We start from the raw sequence: 21074 nt of genomic DNA on the forward strand, positions 1-21074 counted from the left end.
CGTCTCAGCGGCATGCGTTAACGACACCCTGTAGCGTTCGATTCGGCCACGTGGAGCATAGCCCGGCCCCACCTGTTGAACCGGCCTTATCCACATCAAGAGTGGCCAAAATCCGGTTTTCGCGCTGTTTTCGAACTCAAGGTTCAGGACCAGCGCGAACAGGTATCAGTTGGTGCGCTGGTCGCCACCAAGATTGAAGTCGGTTCCCGTCGAGGTCGCGAAGTCACCGAGGTGCTTGAACTCGAAGCGCAGCATGATCGTCTGATCAGGCTCGATCGATTCATCCGAGTAGTTCGACTGAATGTAAGACGCGGTCAGGGCGAAGCAGTCGTCGACATACTTCAAGTTGACACTGTCATAGCGGAAGTTGCCTTCCTGGAGGTTGTAGCGAGACGATCCGCCGATGCTCCAGCGGTTGGTGAGCTGCAGGGTGGCTGCCGCCAAGACTTCTTCTTCACGCGAGAGCGTGGCGATGGTGTAGGGGTTCTCGGGATCGGTGAACAGCGCGTCGGCATCGTAGGAGTAGCCAGCCTGGACCGATAACGGACCCCAGCTCGTGATCATGGACGAGTCCATCCGCTTCAAAGCGAACGTCGATTGGTCGAACCGGCTCTGTGAGATGATGCGGAAGTTGCTCAGCGGCGCGATGTAAGCACCGATCACGTAGTCCGAGCGATCGGTCTCGAGGCCATTATAGGGATTGAAGACGTAGTTGCCGTCGGCGTTGCGGCCGGGGTTGAGATAAATGTTGTCGCCCGACAGATGATAGCTCTGACCGGCGAGGAAGCGGGCATAGCCGCCGTCATTGGACTGGAACGTGTACTGCAGACCGGCATTGACGCGCGTGCCCGTCTCGATGCGGTCATAGCCCGAGAATTTCGAGGTCGAGAACAGGTTGGTGTCGTCAAACACGAGGCTCTGCGCGTCTTCGTCGGGTAGACGGCGCTGCGGAATGCTCTCCTGGTGCGCCACGATCTGGCCGATCGGCTCGATGATGTGCGTGCCGGCGGCGTTCGTCGCGGCCCAGGGATAAGACACGGTCATGCCGCCGTCGACGATACCGCGCGTGACGGTGTCGGAGAAGACCTGGGACGACTCGACTGCGGTACCGGCTTGGTTCAGCACAACGCTTTGAGGGTTCGTCGCGTTGTCATACTGATAGACGTCGCCGCGGATATCCGCGAATGGCGTGTAGCTGATGCCGATGGCGTCCGTCAGGCGGCGTCGCCATTTGAGTTCGCTGACGATGCGGTTGACGTTCTCATCTGTCTGGCGGCCGGTCATTGGATCGACGAGGGCGCCATCCGCGCGCGTGAAGCTCAGGATATTGGTGTTCCACCTGAGCTCACCGCCGACCACGGGGTCCTTGAAGACATAATTGTAGTCGATGATCGGGTGCGTGTAGCTCTCGGTCTGCTGCGTGTCATTCGTGAGCAGGCCGCCGAACTGATAAAGCTTGGCGCTGAAGTAATTGCGGTCGGACTGGCCGGTCAAATAGATCTGGTTGACGCGGTCAGTGACGAGGATGCTGTCAAGCTTATAGAAGCGGCGGAACTGGTCGTCGCTTTCCACGATCGCGTCCCAGCCGAACTTCCACCAGCTCGACAACGAGAACTGACCATGCGTCTCGACGCTGCCGCGCAGGCCATCGAGATCTTTGTTGTCGGCCGGCGCGCCTGGGAGATCGCGATAATTTTGGTCGATGCCCGCGAGACGAACATTGAACTGGCCGTTGGCCAGCCGTTGCCGCCACTCGGCCTTCATCATCAAGCCCTGATCGCTGAAATAGATGGGCTCGAGCGTCGCGTCGTAGTTCGGCGCCAGGTTGAAGAAATAAGGGATGCCGGTGATGTAGCCGAGCGTCGAGGAGTGGCCGTAGTCAGGCGTCAGGAAACCCGATTTCCGCTTCACGGTCGGATCAGGGCTCTGGAAGTAGGGCAGGTAAAAGATCGGCTGGCCGTAGATCTCGAAGTAGGCGTCCTGGTAGGTGAGCGTTGCGGCCGACTGATCGTGGATGATGCGCGTCGCGCTGATACACCAGAGCGGCGGCGTGCCACCGTCGCTTTGGCACGGCGTGAAGCGGCCGTTGTGGAACTCCGTGATGTTGCCTTCGCGCCGGGTCGCGCGGTCAGCGGAGATGTGAGATTTGTCCTTCGACGTGATCGAAAGCGCAGACACGAAGCCGTCACGGAAGTCGTCGGTCAGGGTGTAGCGGTCAGCGTGGACGATGTTGCCCTGAGGCTCCTTCAGCGTAACGTTGCCGATGGCCGTCAGCGTGCCGGCGCTTTGATCGTAAACGACTTCGTCGGCGGTCAGGATGTAGTTGTTGTAGAAAATCTCGACGTTGCCGCGTGAAATGACGCGGTCGCCGGACTTGTCGTAGATCAGCTGATCGCCCTGGAGACGCATCGGCTGAGCGCGGTCGAGATTGGTGTTGATCTTGCCGAAAATCGCACTCGGCGAGTTGGCCGCGCCGAACGATGAATTGGCGGATGATTTCTTTTTGCTACCACCCAGCGTGCCGCCGGGATCGGTGACCTGGGCGTCGTAGGTTTGAGCGCCCGCACGTGGGGCGAATTCGGTGGCTGCGCTGACGAGCGTCAGGACGCACAGAAGCGCACGAGCGATCCCGCCCACCTTCCGGTGGCGAGAACCCTCGCGTGACGACCCGCAACCCTCATGCGGTGTCCGCGCTTCACGCATCACTCAGCCATCCTCCTGGTGCAACAGCACCGTAGTCGAGATGATCAGAATAAGGATCACAGGCACCCACGCAGCAACCCACGCAGGCGCAAGCCCCGCGATCCCAATTTGTCTCGCAATTTCCGAGAACAAGAAGAAACTAACCCCACCGATCATCCCTGTCGTAACCATAGTCTGGATGCCACCAGAGCGGAATGACCGCAATGACACAGTGGCCGCCAAAAGGACCATCGCCATGCACAGGAGCGGACGAACCAGTAGCGACTGATACTGAACGCGCAGTCGCTCCGTCGAAAGTCCAGCTTTATCAGCAGCTTCTATGAGTTCTGGCAGGTCCCAGAACGAGACCGAAAAAACGGTGCCGAGGGCCTCTTGTACACGGTCCGGCGTCAGGTAAGTGGATACAAGGTACGATTTGAATTTTTCGGGCTGCTGGCCGAGGCGTGAAACCCATGCATCCTTGAGGTCCCAGTAGCCGTCTTTGAGCTCGGCTTCGCTGGCGTCGACACGCTCTGAGAAGTGCCCCTGACGATCATAAGCGAGGATCATCACGCCCGTCAGCGTCAGGCCTCGGTTTGACGCCGCCGCGGCGCCGAGAACCGATTCTCCATCGACGCCATCCTGTCGGATCCACGAGCCACCGCCTTGGGCACGTAATAGGTTGTTGTCGTTGCCGAACGCTTTGGCAAACACCTTTTCGGACTTGGCGCGGCCTTTGGCGGCCAGCGGGTTGTAGACCGTAACGCCCAGCACGCCGACGACGAGGCCGACGATCAGTCCGGGCACCAGAAATTGCCAGACGGACATGCCGCCCGCGCGCATGACGGCGAGTTCGCTTTTGCGATTGAGGTGGAGGAGGGCGGCCAGCGCGCCGACGAGCACGGCGAACCCGAGCAGGAACTCGACATAGGCTCCGAGACGCAGCATGGCGATCAGGACGAGCGTGTGTGCCGGGACATTGCCGAACTTGCTCGATTGGCGAAGCAACTCGACAAAGTCGATCATGAAGATAAGCATTGCACAGACCGCGAGCGTCGAGGTGATCGCGACCAAAAACATCTTGGCAATGTAACGCCAGAGTATGAACGAGTTCCTCATGACGCGAATTTCCGGCGCGGCATGACAAGGCGAATGATGTTGGCCCAGATGGCCGCGCCGGTATCAAGGAACAGTCCAACAATGCGGGATGGACGGCGTTGCCGATCGGCGCGCTTGATGATGAGCAGAGACAGGATGATTGCTGAAATCGGCGTCCCGTAGAGGAAAAACAGCATCGTCGGATTGCGCGCGACGGCGCTGTTCAACGCCAAGCCTGCCATCCGGCATGCCGCGCCGAGCAAGAAGGTGAGAACGAGGCTTTGCATTCGGCTCGAACGGGTTGAGCGCGCCTGGCCGACAAAAGCAATGATAAGGAACGCGAATGCGATCGGGTAAAGCGGACTGACGAGACGCTCGTTGATCTCGGCGCGGAACTGTCCGGCTTGGTTTTTATAGAGCTTGCTGTCCGGGTCGGGGTGCACCAGCTCATTCCAATAGCGCTCGCGCGGCTTCAGCTCGCCCGAGCCATCGCTCTGGGGTTCGAACTGGTCGAGATCGACGATGTATTTGTCAAAGGCGATGATCTGCGGCGGGCCTTCGGCATCTGAGCGGCGAATGATGTGGCCGGTCGTCATGACGAGGTAGGCGGTGCCGTCCTGCTTCACGATGGTGCCGTGCTCGGCGAGGTAGGTCTGCGATTGCGCCTTGTTGCGCGTGTCGTTCATGACCAGACCCAAAAGCTCGCCGTCTGCGGACCGGTCGCGGATATGAAACATCAAATCTTGCTCGGGGCTTGAAAAGCGGCCGGGCTGAATGACTTGTGTCAGCAGATCGCTGCGCACCTGGACCATATACTCGCGCAGCAAGCGCATGCTCCACGGCTGCGCGAAGTGGCTGACCAGGGCCAAGAAAATGCTGACGAGGAATGCCAGGAGGAGGAGGGGGCGGGCCACCGTCCATACCGTCGAACCGGCAGCAGAAAGGACGATCAGCTCGCTGTCGGTGTTCAGCCGGTTGAGGGTCTGAAGGGCGCCGATCAGCAGCGAGAACGGCGCGATGATCGCCATGAGGTTCGGTACCGCGAGAGACGTGACGCGGACGAGCATCCAGGTGTCCTGACCCTGGCTGGTCACGACGTTGAACTGGCGCAGAGCCAGCGCGATCCAAACGATACCGGTCAAAGATATGAGAATGAGCAGGAACGAACTCGCCGCCTGCCTGAACACATATCTTGAGAAAATTCGCATGCCTTAGCCGTCCCCGCTTCCGTCACCCGACAGAAGCTCCCCCCGCTGTCACCGCCGGCTTCCGCAGTGATCCCTTCCGGCTCCCATACCACAGTGGCAGAATTTCGGCTGTTCAGAGTTGTCCCGCCGTGCGATATATTACAAAAAACATACTTGCATCGCAGATAGTTAGGCCGTTTGAGGGCCTTAGCCGGAATTGCCTGCACAACGGCTTGCTTGCCACGCATTTGCGAACGACTAAGTTGTGCGCGGCCATGCTGCCCCGTCCCGCCCGCCTTGACCAGGCCCGCGAGTCGTCCCGTGGATCGGCGTCCGCGTCCAGCCCCTGCTTTTCTCATCCCGGATCGGGATCTCATCTTAACTTGGAGTCGTCTTGAAAATGTCCGATCGCTTCGAAATTGCCTTTGCGCCTCTCAGTGCCGAACCGGAGACGGTGACCGTCGTATTCGCGGGCGATGGACTGGTGCTCGGCACGCGGGCGCGCGAGTTTGATACGAAGTCCGCAAGCGCGATCAGCAAGGCTGCTGCAGCCGCCGACTTCAAAGGCAAATACAAGTCGTCAATCGAAATTCTGGCGCCCGCAAAGCTCGGAATTGACCGGCTTATTCTCACCGGCCTCGGCAAGGCCGGTGCGCTGACCGAGCAGCAGGCCATCGATCTTGGCGGCGCGGTGCTGGCAGCCATCCAGGCGCGCAAGGGCAACACGGCATGTGTGATCGTCGACGTCGAAGGGACCGAGACGCTGTCGGCGGATGAGATCGCGGCGCTCATTGCCCAGGGCGCCATGCTGCGCCACTACAACTTCAAAAAGTACATGACGAAGAAGTCCGGCGATGAGAATGCGGACAAGGATGGGCTGAAGAAGCTCGTCATCCAGGTGCCGCATCCGGACAAGGCGAAAGCTGCCTTCCAGCCACTCAAGGCCGTCGCCAACGGCGTCAACCTGGCGCGCGATCTCGTCAACGAGCCGGCCAACATCCTTGGTCCGGTCGAACTCGCAGAGAAAACGAAAGCGCTCGAAAAGCTCGGTGTCGACGTCGAAATTCTCGATGTGAAAGACATGGAGAAGCTCGGCATGGGCTCGCTGCTGTCGGTCGGCCAAGGCAGCGTGCGGCCGTCGCGGCTTGCGGTCATGGTGTGGAACGGCGCCAAGGGATCGAAGAAGCAGAAGCCGATCTGCTTCGTCGGCAAGGGCGTCGTGTTCGACACCGGCGGCATCTCGATCAAGCCTGCAGCCGGCATGGAAGACATGAAGGGCGACATGGGTGGCGCAGCAGCCGTGATCGGGACGATGCACGCGCTTGCCGAACGCAAGGCCAACGTCAATGCCGTCGGTCTCGTCGGCTGCGTGGAGAACATGCCGTCCGGCAACGCGACCCGTCCGGGCGATATCGTCACCTCGATGTCGGGCCAGACGATCGAAGTCATCAATACGGACGCCGAAGGCCGCCTCGTGCTCGCCGACGTGCTCTGGTACGCGCAGGAGCAATTCAAGCCGAAGCTCGTCATCGACCTCGCGACGCTGACGGGCGCGATCATGGTTGCGCTCGGCAAGGAGTATGCGGGTCTGTTCTCCAATGAGGACAAGCTCGCCGATGAGCTCCTGGCGGCGTCACGCGCGACCGGCGAGAAGCTGTGGCGCATGCCGCTCGACAAGGCCTTCGACAAGGCGATGGATTCGAAGAACGCGGACATGAAGAACGCCGGCGGCCGCTGGGCCGGTGCTGCAACGGCCGCGGCCTTCCTGCAGCGCTTCATCCAGAAGGATACGCCCTGGAGCCATATCGATCTCGCCGGCACGGCGATGGACGGCAGCCGTAACGACATCAACCAAAGCTGGGGCGCTGGCTGGGGCGTGCGGCTGCTCAACGCGTTCGTTGCGGAGCATCACGAAAAGGGTGAGAAGTAATTTCAGCGGCCGAGCCAATTCGGTTCATCTGAGTTGGCTCGGCACTTTGTATCATTATGAAACACATACCTCTCCTGTGCTTTGTTTCCATAATACATATTATGCGAAATTGATGCGGAATGCTGGAATGGTCGATTGCTGGCCGCGGCTCGATTTCAATCGGCGCTGAGAATTGTCGACTTCCGATACCAGAACGGAAATGGCGCTCCGATGATGAGCATGACGAACGCCAGGATTGCGTTGCGCAGCGGACGCCTTTCAAAAGCGGTGCTCTCAATCGAGGTGTAACCCGGCACAGTTTCGCCGCTCGCAATGAGGCGCTGGGCATCGGCAAGGTCATCCTCGTTGACGAGGAAAGATACGCCGCCGTAGAGGATCGCGAACTGCGGTGCTTGGCAAACGATGTCCTTCCCTGCAAGGACGAAGCGAATGCCGTGGGCATCGAGCAAGCTCTCGATGACAATCGCCTCCGGCAGCATCAGCGTGGTATGCGCGATCCGAAGCGGCATCGTTGTCTCTCGCGGCTAAGGTTCCCTTCGTTCGAGCGTTCGAATGCCTTCGGCGATCAAGACCGCATAAAGCGCCAGCACGAAGCCCGAGAGCATGTTGACTGACACGACGGCGCCGATGGCTTGCGCCAGAGACGGATCAAACACCCAGGACAGCATTCTGACGACGATATCGTCGAAGCTCTGTTTCAAGAGGAACAGGAACTCGCTCGCCTGCTCCATGGTCGGCTTCGCTGGCAGATCGAACGTGGCGCGCGTTGCGAGTTCGGTGATGCCCGGCGCGGGAATGAACGTCAGCCCCGCGGAGAAGACCAGCCCGAGCGGCGCGGCAAGACGGAAGTAGCCCCAACGTAGCGGCCGGGCCTTCAGGCGGTCCATCAAGAAGCGGACGACCTGGACGCCGAGAAAGAGTGAAACGGCGAAGATGATCGCGACGAGTTTCAGGCGCTCCTGATCGGTGCCAAGAAACGTCAGCAGGCCGACGACGCCCGCCAGGATCGCCTTGGTGACTGACTCGATGACGCCGACCGCGACGATGAAGATGATCGAGCGGCCCGGCGTGCGGTCGAAGTAAAACGGGAACTCATACTTGAGGCGCGCGATTTCGAGCGCGGCACCGACGCCCAAGGCAATCAGCGCCGTTCCGGCCGCAAAGATCAAGGGCGCGGTGAAGCCTGCCCAAGCGACGGCGCAGATCGCCGCCAGCTCCAGCACCATTGTCAGGCCATTGAAGAGAATGTGCATGGCCGTCCCTCATCCCCGTACAAAGACTAGCAGACACCGTGGCCTCAGCAAGCTCCGGCGGCGAAGTCTGTGCCCCTCGTCTTCTGGTCGCAGACGGCGTCGGTAGCCCGATGGCGTGTGGTCGATTAGTGTCCGGCCCGACCACATAGAGGACGGACATGGCGAACACCATGAAACCTTCGCGCGATATTGCGCGGCTTATCGAGATCATGGCGGCGCTGCGGACGCCCGTCACAGGCTGCCCCTGGGATCTCGAACAGACGTTCGAGACGATTGCGCCCTACACGATCGAGGAAGCCTACGAAGTTGCAGACGCCATCGACCGACGCGACCTTGCCGACCTCAAGGATGAGCTTGGCGATCTCCTGCTTCAGGTTGTCTATCATTCCCGGCTCGCGGAAGAGCAAGGCGCGTTTGCTTTCGGCGATGTCGTCGAGGCCGTGACGAAGAAGATGATCCGGCGGCACCCGCACGTTTTCGGCGACGGCAGCGCGCGCGATCCGTCTGCCGTCAAAGCGACGTGGGATCAGCTCAAAGCGGAGGAACGCGCCGAGAAAGCTGCCGAGCGAGCGCGTCTCTCTGGCGGCAATACAACCTCTGCGGACGGACCCATTACGCTGGCCGACGTCCCCCCTACCCTCCCTGCTTTGACGCGCGCAACCAAGTTGCAGCACAAAGCCGCGAAGGTCGGCTTCGACTGGCCGAACCTGCTGCCGGTGTTCGACAAGCTGAAGGAAGAGATTCAGGAATTTGAAGAGGTCGCCCTTCCCCACGATCCTCGCGGGGGGTTTTTGTCGGCGCCTTCCGACTCGCGTTCCGCGAGCCGGCCGGAAGGCGCAGCGTCCGGCGGCCGGCTCTCCGGAGGAGAGTCGCCGGGCGCCAACAAAGCCTCCGCGATCAAAGAAGAGTTTGGCGACATCCTATTCGTGATGGCGAACATCGCGCGGCATCTCGATATCAATCCGGAGGATGCGTTGCGCGGGGCGAACCGGAAATTCATTCGCCGTTTCGCCCACATCGAAAAGGTGCTGGCGGAACGCGGCAAGACACCGTCGCAATCGACACTCGAGGAGATGGACGCGCTCTGGGACGAAGCGAAGGCGCTGGAGAAAAGCTAACGTCCGTTCGACGCGCGGATGTGTTGCGCGATATGTTCAGGGCGGAAACCCAGACCCAAGACACGGGCAGTAAAGCGTGACAGAAACGGAAACGTCTCCACGAGCCGGACAAACCCCGGCGGCTTGAGCGGCCCTGTTGCTTTGAGGGCTTTCGAAATCACGCTATTCTGAATAGCAAGCTGCAGGCGTTGAGTTGCGACCGTCGGAAATGTCCGGCGCGATTGGATCACTCTCAAATCGCTCATCTGCAGATCGCCCTCTTTCAGCGGCTGCCAGAGCCTGTTGGCGGCGGCGACCGCATCCTGAACCGCGAGATTGACGCCGACGCCGCCAATCGGGCTCATGGCGTGCGCGGCATCGCCGATGCAGAGGAAGCCAGGCTTTGACCACGTCTTCAGGCGATCGACGGCAACCGTCAGCAGCTTGACGTGATCCCAATCCGGAATGTCGTTCGCACGCGCCGGGTCGAATGGAAGAAGTGCGCCAACCGATTTACGAAACGCTTCAAGACCGGCGGCTCGTGTCGCCGCGTCGCCGCCTTTCGGAATGATATATGCGCACTGCCAATAGTCGCCGCGCGGGATCATAATGAAGATGTGCCCTCCCTCGAAGCGCCCTGCCACGTCCGCCGCGTCGGTCGGAAGCCGCGGCAGGCGAAACCACATCACATCCATCGGCGCGCCAAAGTTTTCCGGCACAAACCCAGCGGCTGCACGCAGCGTGCTGTTACGGCCGTCAGCGGCGATGACGAGATCGGCTTTGATCGTGAGCGGACCCGAAGGCGACTTCGACGTAACGCCCGTAACGCGGTCGCCGTCGTAGACGAGTCCAGTCGCCTCCGTGCTCATCTTCAGATCGAAGCCTGGATAGGTGCGGCCCTTCTCAGCGAGGAAGTTCAGAAAATCCCATTGCGGCATCAACGCTATGAATTTCGTCGTGATCGGCAGGTGGCTGAAGTCCGCCATCTCGACGCGCGTATCGCCGAACTGCATGGAAAGGCGCTGCACTTCCTGGTGCGGAAGCTTGAGGAATTCGTCGAGCCAGCCCAGCTCTTCCATCATGCGCAACGTCGAGGGATGGATCGTATCGCCGCGGAAATCGCGGAAGAAATCGGCGTGCTTTTCGAGAACGCAGACCTTCACTCCGGCACGCGCCAGGAGCACCCCGAGCATCATGCCCGCCGGGCCGCCGCCCGTCACGCAACAGGTCACGCGCTGATCCATGAGGATCGAGCTTATACGGATATTCCGTTCTTGCGAAGCTGCCCGATCACGCGATTTTTCTTTTCGCTCGGAATTCGGAGACGAAGTTCAAGACTGCCATCTTTGCGGGCTTCGCGAGCAAGCACGTCTGTCGTCTCATGCAGCCAATTGAGCAACGCCCCGGCGCTTCCGGGAACGATGACGTCGATGATCTCATCGGAAGCGCCAAGGTGCGTGTCGATGGTTTCGAGCAGCGGCGCCATCCCCTCCCCTGTCTCGGCCGAGACGAGGACCGGCGGGCGGGCATTGCGTTGGACTTCGTGTTGTAGCTCGGAGCGGCGATCGCTCGAAAGCAGATCGATTTTGTTCCAGACTTCGAGGATGTTGCTTTCGATCGGCAGCGTGTCGATGCCAAGCTCAGACAGCACCTTCTCGACATCCTGCGCCTGCGCTTCCGTTTCCTCATGCGCGATGTCGCGAACGTGGAGAATGAGATCGGCTTCGACGACCTCTTCGAGCGTGGCGCGAAACGCGGCGACGAGCATGGTCGGCAAATCGGAGATGAAGCCGACGGTATCCGATAGGATGATCCGGCGCGCGCTCGGCAGCTTCACCTCACGCATGGTCGGATCGAGCGTCGCGAATACCTGATCCATCGCAACGACGCCGGCGCCGGTGATCTTGTTGAAGAGCGTCGACTTCCCCGCGTTCGTGTAGCCGACGATGGCGACGATTGGATACGGCACCTTGCGCCGTCCCTTGCGATGCAGGTCGCGGGTTTTGACGACTTCGGCGAGGTCCTTCTTGATCGCATCGATGCGATCCTGAAGCATGCGGCGGTCGAGTTCGATCTGAGCTTCACCGGGGCCGCCGAGAAAGCCGCCGCCGCCGCGCTGACGTTCCAAGTGCGTCCAGGCGCGGACCAGACGGCCCTTCTGATACGTCAGATGCGCAAGCTCAACCTGAAGCACGCCTTCACGCGTCCGCGCACGCTCGCCGAAAATCTCGAGAATAAGACCGGTGCGGTCGAGAACTTTGGCGTTCCACGCCTTCTCGAGATTGCGCTGCTGCACCGGGGTGATGTTGTAGTCGACGACGACGAGGCCGATTTCAAGCTCGGCGACGCGGCCTTTGATTTCTTCGACTTTGCCTGAGCCCAGAAGCGTAGACGGACGCGGCTCGGCGATCGGCACGATGGCCGAATCGATGATGTCGAGGTCGATCGCCTTCGCGAGGCCGACGGCTTCCGCCAATCGATTTTCAGGGCTGTGGATTTGCGCGTCGGCATTCGCACCCCCGCGCGCTTTCAGCGGACGCTTCAGCGCGGGCACGACGACAAGCGTTCGCGTTCTCGGTGCCCGCGTTTCTTCTGAGGCTTTTCGACGTTTGCGCTTTCCCTCGCCCTCGCGCCGTTCGTCTTTGCCGTTTTCAGGGCGCGCGATCAACCGGCTCCGCTCTCATCCTGATCGTTGAGATTGACCGGACCGCCCGGCATGATCGTCGAGATCGCGTGCTTGTAGACAAGCTGGGAATGGCCGTCGCGGCGGAGCAGGACGCAGAAATTGTCGAACCAGCTCACGATGCCTTGGAGTTTCACGCCATTGATGAGGAAGATCGTCAGGGGCGTTTTATTCTTGCGGACATAATTTAAAAATGTGTCCTGCAGGTTCTGAGGTTTTTCGGCCGCCATTGTTGTTGTCCGTTTTTATCTCGACGTCTTGATAGGCGTCTTGTCTGAAACGTGGGGCGCTGTCACGTTTGGAAAGCAACGAAGCGCCGCAACGGTTTCGATTTCACCGGGGGTGCGATGACGATCGAAGCGACGGCACTCTACATCCATTGATGCTTCGCACAATGCGGCAACGTTCGCACTACCCCTCTGAAATTTCAGCAACATGATGAAATCTCAAGCGTAGCTGGCGCGCCAGTGGGCCCGGACGGCCGTCGGCTACTGGACTGCCGTCAATATTGACCACCGGCATGACGATATTCGTAGCGGACGTCACAAACGCTTCCCGGGCGCGCAAGGCTTCCTCTTTCCCGAAGGCGCGTTCTTCGATTTTCAATCCCTCAGCCTTGGCGACGTCCATGACGGTAGCGCGGGTGACGCCGGGAAGAATACGGGGGCCGAGCGGGCGCGTAATCAGCGCTCCATCAGACGATACGATCCAGGCGTTACTTGACGCGCCCTCTGTCACATTTCCTTCGGCATCGACGAACCAAGCTTCCTTGGCCCCGTTTCTACGCGCTTCGTCCTTGGCGAGAACGGCGGGAAGCAACATCACGGTCTTGATATCGCAGCGGCCCCAGCGATTGTCTGGAATGGTTTTAACGGCGATCCCCGTCTTGGCGAGTTCGGCCGACCAGCCCTTGCGCTGGGCGCGTGCCAAAATGACGAGGGTGGGAACGGCCCCCGCTGGCGGTAGGGCAAAATCCCTCGGACCGGCGCCGCGTGTCACCTGCATATAGACGATGCCGTCGCGGATGCGGTTACGGCGGATTACCTGTCCGATCACTTGCATCAGAGCAGCGTCCGACATTGGCGGTGCGATGCGAAGCTCCCGCAGAGACCGGGCCAGCCGGGCGAGATGGCGGGTTGCATCAACCAGATGGCCATCGAGCACCTCGATGACCTCATAGATGGAGTCGGCAAATTGAAAGCCGCGGTCCTCGGCGTGGACTGCGGCTTCCGCATAGCGCTCGTAGGCGCCATTGACGTAGACGATGCGGGTCAAGCGCGCGGCTCCTAGGAGGCGGAACGCAGATCGCCGCTCCGCTGCTCGGACGAGACGCCCAGCGCCCGAAGCTTGCGGTGAAGTGCCGAACGCTCCATGCCGACAAACTCCGCCGTGCGGGAAATATTCCCGCCGAAACGGTTGATCTGCGCCAGCAGGTATTCGCGCTCGAAGATTTCACGAGCTTCGCGCAACGGCAGCGACATCAGATGCTCGGCCCCGCCGTTGACGGGCAGCGGCACGTTCGAACCGATTTCTTCAGGCAGCATGTCGGCCGTGATCGCTGCGCCCGCTTCGCCGCCTGCAAGGATCAGCAGGCGCTCGACGTTATTGCGCAACTCGCGGACGTTGCCCGGCCAGTCGTGCGCCTGCAGCACCGCGATAGCGTCTTCGCCGATACGGCGCGGCGCGAGGCCCGATGTCTGCGCGACCTGCCCGATGAAGTACTGGATCAATTCGGGAATATCTTCCCGGCGCTCGGCAAGGCTCGGCACGCGAAGCGTCACGACGTTGAGACGATGATAGAGATCTTCGCGGAAGCGGCCTTCGCGAATGTCCTGCTCCAGATCGCGCGAGGTCGACGAGATGATGCGGACATCGACCGACACCTTCTGCGAGCCGCCAAGACGCAAGAACTTCTGCTCGACCAGAACGCGCAGGATCTTGCCCTGCGTTTCCATCGGCATGTCGGCGACTTCGTCGATGTAGAGCGTGCCGGTGTGGGCTTCTTCGAGCGCGCCGACCTTGCGTGGGCCACCGGTGCGGTCCTCGGTTCCAAACAGCTCCTCCTCGACGCGATCTGGCACCATGGCGGCTGCGTTCAGCACGACGAACGGGCCGTCGGCGCGGAGCGACTTCTGGTGCAGCACGCGGGCCGCGAGTTCCTTGCCGGAGCCCGACGCGCCGCGCAGCATGATGCGGCTGTTGGTCGGCCCGGCCTTGTCGATGTTGTTCTTGAGCTGATTGATCGCGGGCGACTTGCCGATCATCTCGGCCGAGACGACCGAGCGCTCTTTCAGCTCTTTCACTTCGCGCTTCAACTGCGAGGCCTCGAGAGCGCGCAAAGCCACAAGCACGAGGCGGTCGGACTTGAACGGCTTCTCGATGTAGTCGTACGCGCCGCGCTTGATCGCGGTCACGGCCGTTTCGATGTTGCCGTGTCCGGAGATGATGACGACGGGAAGATCGGGATACGTCCGCTTCATCACCGTCAGAACCTCGAGGCCGTCAAGGCGGCTGCCCTGCAGCCAGATGTCGAGGATCACCAGATGCGGCTTGCGGTCTTCGATGGCGCGCAGGGCCTCGTCGCTGTCGCGCGCAAGGCGTGTGCGATGGCCCTCGTCCTGCAGGATGCCCGCGACCAGATCCCGGATATCGGCCTCGTCATCGACGATCAAAATATCAGCTGACATTGCTGCGCTCCTGGGGGGTTAAAGCGTTTCATATCATGCTCCGCCAACGGCATGTGCTGGAGAGCGCATGGGCTCGGCTGAAGTCACTTCAGAAGGTTTGGTTTTCAGAGGCAATGTTAGACGGACCAAGGCACCGCGCGTGCGCGTCTCGGTCAAGGGTGCATCCTCAAGTGCTAGCGTGCCGCCGTGCTGTTCGACGACCTTTTGCACGATTGCGAGACCGAGGCCAGTCCCCTTCGCACGCGTCGTAACATACGGTTCGAGAAGCTTGGCGCGGTTTTGCTTTGGCAGGCCGATGCCGTTGTCGATAACCTCGATCGCTACACGATCCGCCGACGGAACAAGCCGGACCTCGATACTGCCCTTGTAATTCGCGGGGCGGCCTTGGGCTTCGCCATAGGACTCGATTGCTTCCGCACCGTTCTTGATGAGATTGGTGACGGCCTGCGAAATGAGCCGCAGATCGAAGCGCGTGGTGACGGGGCCCTCGGGAAGCTCCAGCTTGAAGTCGATATCCTTGTTGCCTTCGCGGAAGAGCACGGCGGGCTCCTGTACGGCGAGGCGCAAATCCTGGTCGGCCATGACGGGTTGCGGCATGCGCGCGAACGACGCGAACTCGTCGACCATGCTTTTGATCTGACCGGTCTGGCGTTCGATCGTCTGCGTCAGCGTTTCGAACAGGTCGCGGTTGTCGTCGATCTGCGTCCCGAACTTGCGGCGCAGGCGTTCGGCTGCAAGTTGTATCGGCGTGAGCGGGTTCTTGATCTCGTGCGCAATGCGGCGCGCGACATCGGCCCACGCACTCGTCCGCTGTGCCTGCACAAGCTCGGAGATATCGTCGAACGTCACGACAGAGCCGACGTCGCCCTCATCTTCTTCCCGCTCGTGGGTAATGCGGACGGCGAACGTCCGTTCCTCATCGCCGATCTGCTTCTTGATTTCGTGCTGACCTTTATTTTTCAACCCTTGCTCATCGACAGGTGCGAGGACGGGTGCGAATTCAGGAACGACGTCGGTCAGAAGTTTGCCGACGGCCTCGACGCTTTGCGTTCCGAGCAGGCGCTCGGCGGCGCGGCTCAGAAGCGTGATGCGATCGTTGCTGTCGAGGCCGATGACGCCGGCTGAAACGCCCGACAGCACCGCCTGGATGAAATTCCGCCGCTCGGTGAGCTGCGCGTTGGTCGTGACAAGCGCGTCCTGCTGGGTTTTCAACTCGCGCGTCATCAGGTTGAAGGTGTGCGAGAGACGGCGAAGGTCCCCCTCCCCGCGCTTCTCAGGCAGCTCGATTTCGAGATTGCCGCGCGAGACCTCCTGGGCGCCGGCGATCAGCCGACGGATCGGGGCGACGAAACGGCCTGCGAACCACATGCCGACCCAGATGGCCGCCAGTAGCGACGTCAACGAGATCATGAAATAGATCAGCCCGTGCGCGACTTTGAGACCGCTCTTGGCTTGGCGCAGGCGGGAATATTCGTAGACGTTCTGCTCGGTACTTTTGAGATGTTGGATCACCTTCGGGCTGACACCGCGGGCGACGTAGAGATAGCGCCCGGGCATCGAGTCGATCTTGGCGATGGCCGAGATCCGATAATCGCTCGACGGTCGCGAGAGTGCCACCTGACCGGCTTCCGCCTGCTGGATGGCCGATGGCGGTGGCACGACATACGGCAGCTTCGGGTCGTCGAGCGCGAGCACGATCGGCACGCCGTCGGAATCGATGACGTAGGCCGACGTCAGATCGCGCAGGCCGGCCTGACCGATGAGGAATTTCTGGAAGGCGTCAGGGTCGTCCTTGAGCGTCGCGGCCTCGCCGTTGATGTCACGGACCATGTTGACGATATCGGTCCGGATGATCTGGCTGTGCTCGTCGACGTAGGCGCGGGCAACGTCATAAGAGTTTTCGACGATGGCGCTGGTGCGGCCCGAGAACCAGCCGTCGAGCGAACGAGAGAACGTCGTCGTGGCGGCGACGGCAAGCAGCACCGCGGGCAATGCGGCGATCAAACTGAAGAGCGCCACGATGCGGGTGTGCAAGCGGGCGCCGGGTATCCTCTGCTTCCACGCGCGCCTGAGCCCGAGAGCCTGCCACGCGATGGTGCCGAACATCGTCAGGATCAGAACGGCGTTGATGGCGAGCGCACCCCAGACGTATTCGTTGCGGGGAGCAATCGCCGTCAGCCCGGTCAAAATCATGTAGCTGACGAGCGCGGACGTCAGCGACAGCAGGACGACGCCCAATCCAAACCAAAACGCACGGTCGGACGGATTGAGTGGGGTCGTCCCCTCATCCATGAGCGCAGCCATAGCCTCGCGGTCGCCCATAGCGTCGGGATCGCGCACGGCATCGCGATCGCCGCGAGCGATCGTGTCAGCTTTGCCATTGCTGTTGCCGGCGCTCATCAGATTACGACCAAGTCTACTATCGCTATGAATTCGTTTTCTATTTTTCGTTCGATAGAGTTCCTGCGCGACGTTGCCCAACGCTGTGCGTCGCCCGCTGGCGCGCATGAAGCGGCGATCCCGCATCACGTCGGGAGAAACAACAACGTAACTGTGACATTTTCGCGACGGGTGTGGCGCAGTTCAAGCGCCAAATTTTCCGTTACCGGCTGCCTGTGGATAACTTCGACGCCGTTTCCGGCCGAGGACGTCAGCCCTCGACCGTGCGGAATACCCTGATGTTGAGGTCGCGAATGCGGGCGCGGAGCGTGTTCCGGTTGAGCCCAAGAAGCTCGGCGGCCCGGATCTGATTGCCGCGCGTCGCCGCCAGCGCGGCACTTAGCAGCGGCTTCTCGACGTCGCGGATGACGCGATCGTAGAGGCCCGGCGGCGGCAGGTCGTTGCCGAAGGACGAGAAGTAGCGCGACAGGTAGCGCTCGACCGCCTCGCCGAGGTCGCCGCTCTCCGGCTGGCCACCGATAGGCGGCGCAACGGCAGAGCCTGCAAGCTCCTGCTCAACGATCTGTGCTGTCAGCGTGTCCTGCGTATAGAGCGCGACGAGACGACGGACGACGTTTTCAAGCTCTCGAACGTTGCCGGGCCACGGATGGGCCTTCAGGCGTTCGATGGCCGCGCTCTCGATCGACTTCTGGCCGAGGCCTTCGCGGGCGGCCTGGCGCAGAAAGTGGCGGACAAGATCACCGACGTCTTCCAGGCGCTCGCGCAGCGGCGGCAGACGGATCGGCACCACGTTCAGGCGATAGAACAGGTCTTCGCGGAAGAGGCCCTGCTGGATCTGCGTTTTGAGATCGCGGTGGGTCGCGGCGATGATGCGGACGTTGGTCTTGATCGGCGTGCGGCCGCCGACCGTCGTATATTCGCCCTGCTGCAGAACGCGCAGAAGACGCGTCTGAGCTTCAAGCGGCATGTCACCGATCTCGTCGAGGAAGAGCGTGCCGCCTTCCGCCTGCTCGAAGCGGCCGGGCGTGCGCGTCTGAGCGCCGGTAAAGGCGCCCTTCTCGTGACCGAACAGTTCGCTCTCGATCAACTCGCGCGGGATTGCCGCCATGTTGATCGCAACGAACGGACCATGCCGGCGCTTGCCGTAGTCGTGCAGTACGCGGGCGACGAGTTCCTTGCCCGTACCGCTCTCGCCGTTGATCATGACCGTCAGATCGCTCTGCGTCAGGCGGGCGAGAACGCGGTAGATGTCTTGCATCGGCAGCGAACGACCGATCAGAGGCAGCTCGTCAGATTCGCGCTCGGTCGCCGTCGTCTGGCGTTTGCGGCCCGGTTCCGACAGCGCCCGCGAGACGACAGCAACGACCTCGTTCAGATCGAACGGCTTGGGCAGATATTCGAATGCCCCCTTCTCCGCCGCAGTCAGCGCCGTCATCAGCGTGTTTTGCGCGCTCATGACGATGATGGGCAGATCCGGACGCAATTTTTTCATGCGCGGGATCAGGTCGAACGCATTTTCATCGGGCATCACGACGTCAGTGATGACAACATCGCCCTCGCCCTGACTCACCCAACGCCAGAGCGTCGCCGCGTTCCCCGTTGCGCGGGGGGCGAAGCCGGCGCGCGCCAGTGCCTGGTTCAACACCGTGCGAATGGCGGTATCGTCGTCGGCGATCAGTATGGTGCCTCTGGCCATCAAGTCTCTCTCGTGGTCGGCACGGCCGCGGGACGTGTACGCTGCATCGGAAGCAGCACGCGGAATACCGTGCGTTTTGGTTCGCTTTCACATTCGATGATACCGCCGTGATCGGCGATGATCTTCGCGACAAGGGCGAGGCCCAGTCCGCTGCCGGATGCCTTCGTCGTGACGAACGGATCGAAGAGATGCGGCTTCAGGTGCTCAGGGATGCCGCAGCCGTTGTCTTCGATCTGGATCATCAACGGCAGGCTGACGCGCGTATCGGAGCCCGGAAGCGACAGTCTTACGCCCGGTCGAAACGCCGTCGTCAGGATGATGCGACCGCCATCTGTCTTTTCGCCAATAGCTTCGGCGGCGTTCTTCAGAAGATTAAGGAAGACCTGAACGAGCTTGTCGCGATTGCCAAGAACAAAGGGCAGCGACGGATCGTAGTCTTCGACATAACGAACGTTGCGGCCGAAGCCATGCTCGGCGATGCGGCGCACATGGTTGAGAACATCATGGATGTTGACGGCATCCTTGCTGATCGGACGCTCGTCGCCGAACACTTCCATGCGATCGACGAGATTGCGAATGCGATCGGTCTCGGAACAGATGAGCTGCGTCAAAGCGCGGTCCTCATCGGACAGTCCCGGCTCCAGCAGCTGCGCCGCGCCGCGAATGCCGGACAGCGGGTTCTTGATTTCGTGCGCCAGCACGCCGGCCATGCCGGAAACGGAGCGGGCCGCTGCGCGATGCGTCAACTGCCGCTCGATCATTTGCGCCATCGAGCGCTGCTGCAGCATGAGGAACATGTTGCGCGGCTCTTCAGGGAGCGGGCCGCCGTAGATGTCGACGAGCTTGGCGCCCGAGAAGCGCGGTGTCGCGACTTCGATACCGTATTCGTTCACGGTTGCGCCGGTCGCCTGCACCTGCTCGATAAGACCGAGCAGCGGACAGCCGAACGCGACGATCTCCGAAATCCGGCTGCGCGTGAGCGTGGTCGCGCTCATCGAGAAGAAGGATTCCGCTGCCGAGTTCGCAAACACGATCGACTGATCGTTGGCGATGACGAGGATCGGGTGCGGAAGCGCACTCAAGAGATCTTCGCAATCGACGATCGGTCCCGGTGGTGGCGCCGCGGAGGCGCGTTCGGATTGGCGTATCGACGCCGACTTGCTGCTCATGCCGCGAGAGACTCCGTACCAGAGTAAAAGGCTTTAAGGCCATCAATCACGCGCTGCGGTTCAAGCATCACACAAAGCTTTCCCCGCCAGGATTTGACGACTGCGTCGCTGGCCCCACTCGACGCCAGATACCAACCGATGTGCTTGCGCGCGTTGCGCAGGCCCAGTTCCCTGCCGTAATGACCGAGCATCATTTCGAAATGCTCGATCGCAATATCGCGCTGTTCGTTGAGCACCGGATCGCCAGGGTCGCGGCCCGATTCGAGAGACTTGGCGATCCGTCCCAGCATCCACGGCGCGCCGTAAGCGCCGCGTCCGACCATCACACCCGTTGCGCCGGAAGCTTCCAGCGCCGCGCGAGCGTGGTCGGGCGAGAGAATGTCGCCGTTGACTAGGACGGGAAGCGAGGTGGCGTCGACGACGGCGCGCACCGCGCGCCAATCGGCAGCGCCGGTGAAGAACTGGCAGCGTGTGCGCCCGTGCACGGTAATGAGCTTGATGCCTTCGGCCTCGGCGCGGCGCGCAAGCTCGCCAGCGTTGCGGGTCTTGTCGTCCCAGCCGAGGCGCATTTTCAACGTCACCGGCACCCTGACGGCATTGACGACGGAGCGAATGAGCGACTGGGCATGATCGAGATTGCGCATCAGCGCGGAGCCGGACAGCTTGCCTGTCACTTCGCGCGCCGGGCAGCCCATATTGATGTCGATCATGTGGGCGCCTTTGGCTTCGGCAATCTTCGCGCCTTCGGCCATCCAATGTTCGTCGCGTCCGGCGAGCTGAATGACGAACGGCGTTAAATCACGACCTTCGACCCGCCGCAGCACGTCGCGGCGCGCCTTCGCCAGTTCCTCGCTCGCAACCATTTCAGATACGACCAGCGTCGCTCCAAGGCGGTGAGCAAGGCGGCGAAACGGTAAATCAGTTACTCCGGACATGGGCGCCAGCACTGCAGGTGGCGCGCCGTTTACGATGTTTTCCAGCATACGGTCCTAGAGAGACGGCCCCATCGACTGCCTATTCATTGAGCAGAACGATCGTCTGCCGTGAGTTTGGGCAGACTAGGCAAGGAGGAATGATTTCGCAAGGGCGAACAATACATTTACAATTTGCCCATTTGACGCGGTCTCACCCTGTTCGGCTATGAAATTGGGCATAGCACGTCCGCCGTCAACGTCGCGGTTGCAAGGCGAGT

Annotated in this window: 16 protein-coding genes; 2 read left to right on the top strand and 14 right to left on the bottom strand. The window is 61.2% G+C overall.

Annotated features, from left to right (window positions below; translation table 11 throughout):
- Window positions 1-165: 165 nt before the first annotated feature.
- Genes ACLB1Z_RS11105 through lptF form a run of 3 tightly spaced genes read right to left on the bottom strand, consistent with a single transcriptional unit; the run spans window position 166 to window position 4988 of the window.
- Window positions 166-2703 carry an LPS-assembly protein LptD gene (locus ACLB1Z_RS11105; protein WP_409563261.1) on the bottom strand — a complete coding sequence of 846 codons (2538 nt, stop codon included), beginning with the start codon at window positions 2701-2703 and terminating at the stop codon, window positions 166-168.
- Window positions 2704-2706: 3 nt separating this feature from the next.
- Window positions 2707-3801, bottom strand: coding sequence for an LPS export ABC transporter permease LptG (lptG, locus tag ACLB1Z_RS11110; protein ID WP_013947684.1), 1095 nt, complete (start codon window positions 3799-3801; stop codon window positions 2707-2709).
- Entirely contained in the window at window positions 3798-4988 is a 1191-nt protein-coding gene (gene lptF / locus ACLB1Z_RS11115; RefSeq protein WP_409559920.1) for an LPS export ABC transporter permease LptF, read from the bottom strand. Before lptF ends, lptG begins: the two co-directional genes overlap by 4 nt.
- Before the next feature lie 379 nt (window positions 4989-5367).
- Between lptF and ACLB1Z_RS11120 the strand changes: the two genes are divergently transcribed.
- A complete protein-coding gene (locus ACLB1Z_RS11120) occupies window positions 5368-6897 on the top strand; it encodes a leucyl aminopeptidase (RefSeq protein WP_013947687.1) in 1530 nt (509 codons plus the stop codon).
- A gap of 155 nt (window positions 6898-7052) precedes the next feature.
- On the opposite strand, the gene ACLB1Z_RS11125 is transcribed toward ACLB1Z_RS11120, so the two are convergent.
- Together ACLB1Z_RS11125 and ACLB1Z_RS11130 are read right to left on the bottom strand one after the other, a co-directional pair.
- Window positions 7053-7406 (bottom strand): hypothetical protein, encoded by a 354-nt coding sequence (locus tag ACLB1Z_RS11125; protein WP_409559921.1) that lies wholly within the window; start codon window positions 7404-7406, stop codon window positions 7053-7055.
- 15 nt (window positions 7407-7421) lie between these two features.
- A complete protein-coding gene (locus ACLB1Z_RS11130; protein WP_409559922.1) occupies window positions 7422-8150 on the bottom strand; it encodes a hypothetical protein in 729 nt (242 codons plus the stop codon).
- A gap of 158 nt (window positions 8151-8308) precedes the next feature.
- Between ACLB1Z_RS11130 and mazG the strand changes: the two genes are divergently transcribed.
- Window positions 8309-9268, top strand: a complete 960-nt coding sequence (gene mazG, locus ACLB1Z_RS11135) for a nucleoside triphosphate pyrophosphohydrolase (RefSeq protein WP_409559923.1) — start codon at window positions 8309-8311, stop codon at window positions 9266-9268.
- Here mazG and ACLB1Z_RS11140 read toward each other — a convergent pair.
- The 9 genes from ACLB1Z_RS11140 to dusB all read right to left on the bottom strand — a co-directional run bounded on the left by ACLB1Z_RS11140 (window position 9265) and on the right by dusB (window position 20817).
- The gene (locus ACLB1Z_RS11140; protein WP_409559924.1) at window positions 9265-10491 is read right to left on the bottom strand and encodes an FAD-dependent oxidoreductase; all 1227 of its coding nucleotides are present in this window, start codon (window positions 10489-10491) and stop codon (window positions 9265-9267) included. The genes mazG and ACLB1Z_RS11140 overlap by 4 nt on opposite strands.
- Window positions 10492-10502: 11 nt before the next feature.
- Window positions 10503-11801: a GTPase HflX gene (gene hflX, locus ACLB1Z_RS11145; RefSeq protein ID WP_409563262.1), complete on the bottom strand. Its 1299-nt coding sequence runs from the start codon at window positions 11799-11801 to the stop codon at window positions 10503-10505.
- Between the two features lie 110 nt (window positions 11802-11911).
- Complete coding sequence (gene hfq / locus ACLB1Z_RS11150) at window positions 11912-12160, bottom strand: RNA chaperone Hfq (RefSeq protein WP_013947693.1); 249 nt, start codon at window positions 12158-12160, stop codon at window positions 11912-11914.
- A gap of 181 nt (window positions 12161-12341) precedes the next feature.
- Window positions 12342-13205 carry a D-amino-acid transaminase gene (locus ACLB1Z_RS11155; protein ID WP_409559925.1) on the bottom strand — a complete coding sequence of 288 codons (864 nt, stop codon included), beginning with the start codon at window positions 13203-13205 and terminating at the stop codon, window positions 12342-12344.
- An 11-nt stretch (window positions 13206-13216) separates the two neighbouring features.
- Window positions 13217-14617, bottom strand: a complete 1401-nt coding sequence (locus tag ACLB1Z_RS11160; protein ID WP_013947696.1) for a sigma-54-dependent transcriptional regulator — start codon at window positions 14615-14617, stop codon at window positions 13217-13219.
- 33 nt (window positions 14618-14650) lie between these two features.
- Window positions 14651-17017 (bottom strand): ATP-binding protein, encoded by a 2367-nt coding sequence (locus tag ACLB1Z_RS11165; protein WP_409559926.1) that lies wholly within the window; start codon window positions 17015-17017, stop codon window positions 14651-14653.
- Window positions 17018-17267: 250 nt separating this feature from the next.
- Window positions 17268-18713: a nitrogen regulation protein NR(I) gene (gene ntrC / locus ACLB1Z_RS11170; protein WP_409559927.1), complete on the bottom strand. Its 1446-nt coding sequence runs from the start codon at window positions 18711-18713 to the stop codon at window positions 17268-17270.
- On the bottom strand, window positions 18713-19882 hold the full coding sequence (locus tag ACLB1Z_RS11175; protein WP_409559928.1) for a two-component system sensor histidine kinase NtrB: 1170 nt from the start codon (window positions 19880-19882) through the stop codon (window positions 18713-18715). Before ACLB1Z_RS11175 ends, ntrC begins: the two co-directional genes overlap by 1 nt.
- Window positions 19879-20817, bottom strand: coding sequence for a tRNA dihydrouridine synthase DusB (dusB, locus tag ACLB1Z_RS11180; RefSeq protein ID WP_409559929.1), 939 nt, complete (start codon window positions 20815-20817; stop codon window positions 19879-19881). The genes ACLB1Z_RS11175 and dusB overlap by 4 nt, the downstream gene beginning before the upstream one ends.
- Window positions 20818-21074: the final 257 nt, after the last annotated feature.

Origin of the sequence: Hyphomicrobium sp. MC8b, assembly GCF_905067615.1 — a bacterium.
GTDB lineage: Bacteria > Pseudomonadota > Alphaproteobacteria > Rhizobiales > Hyphomicrobiaceae > Hyphomicrobium_B.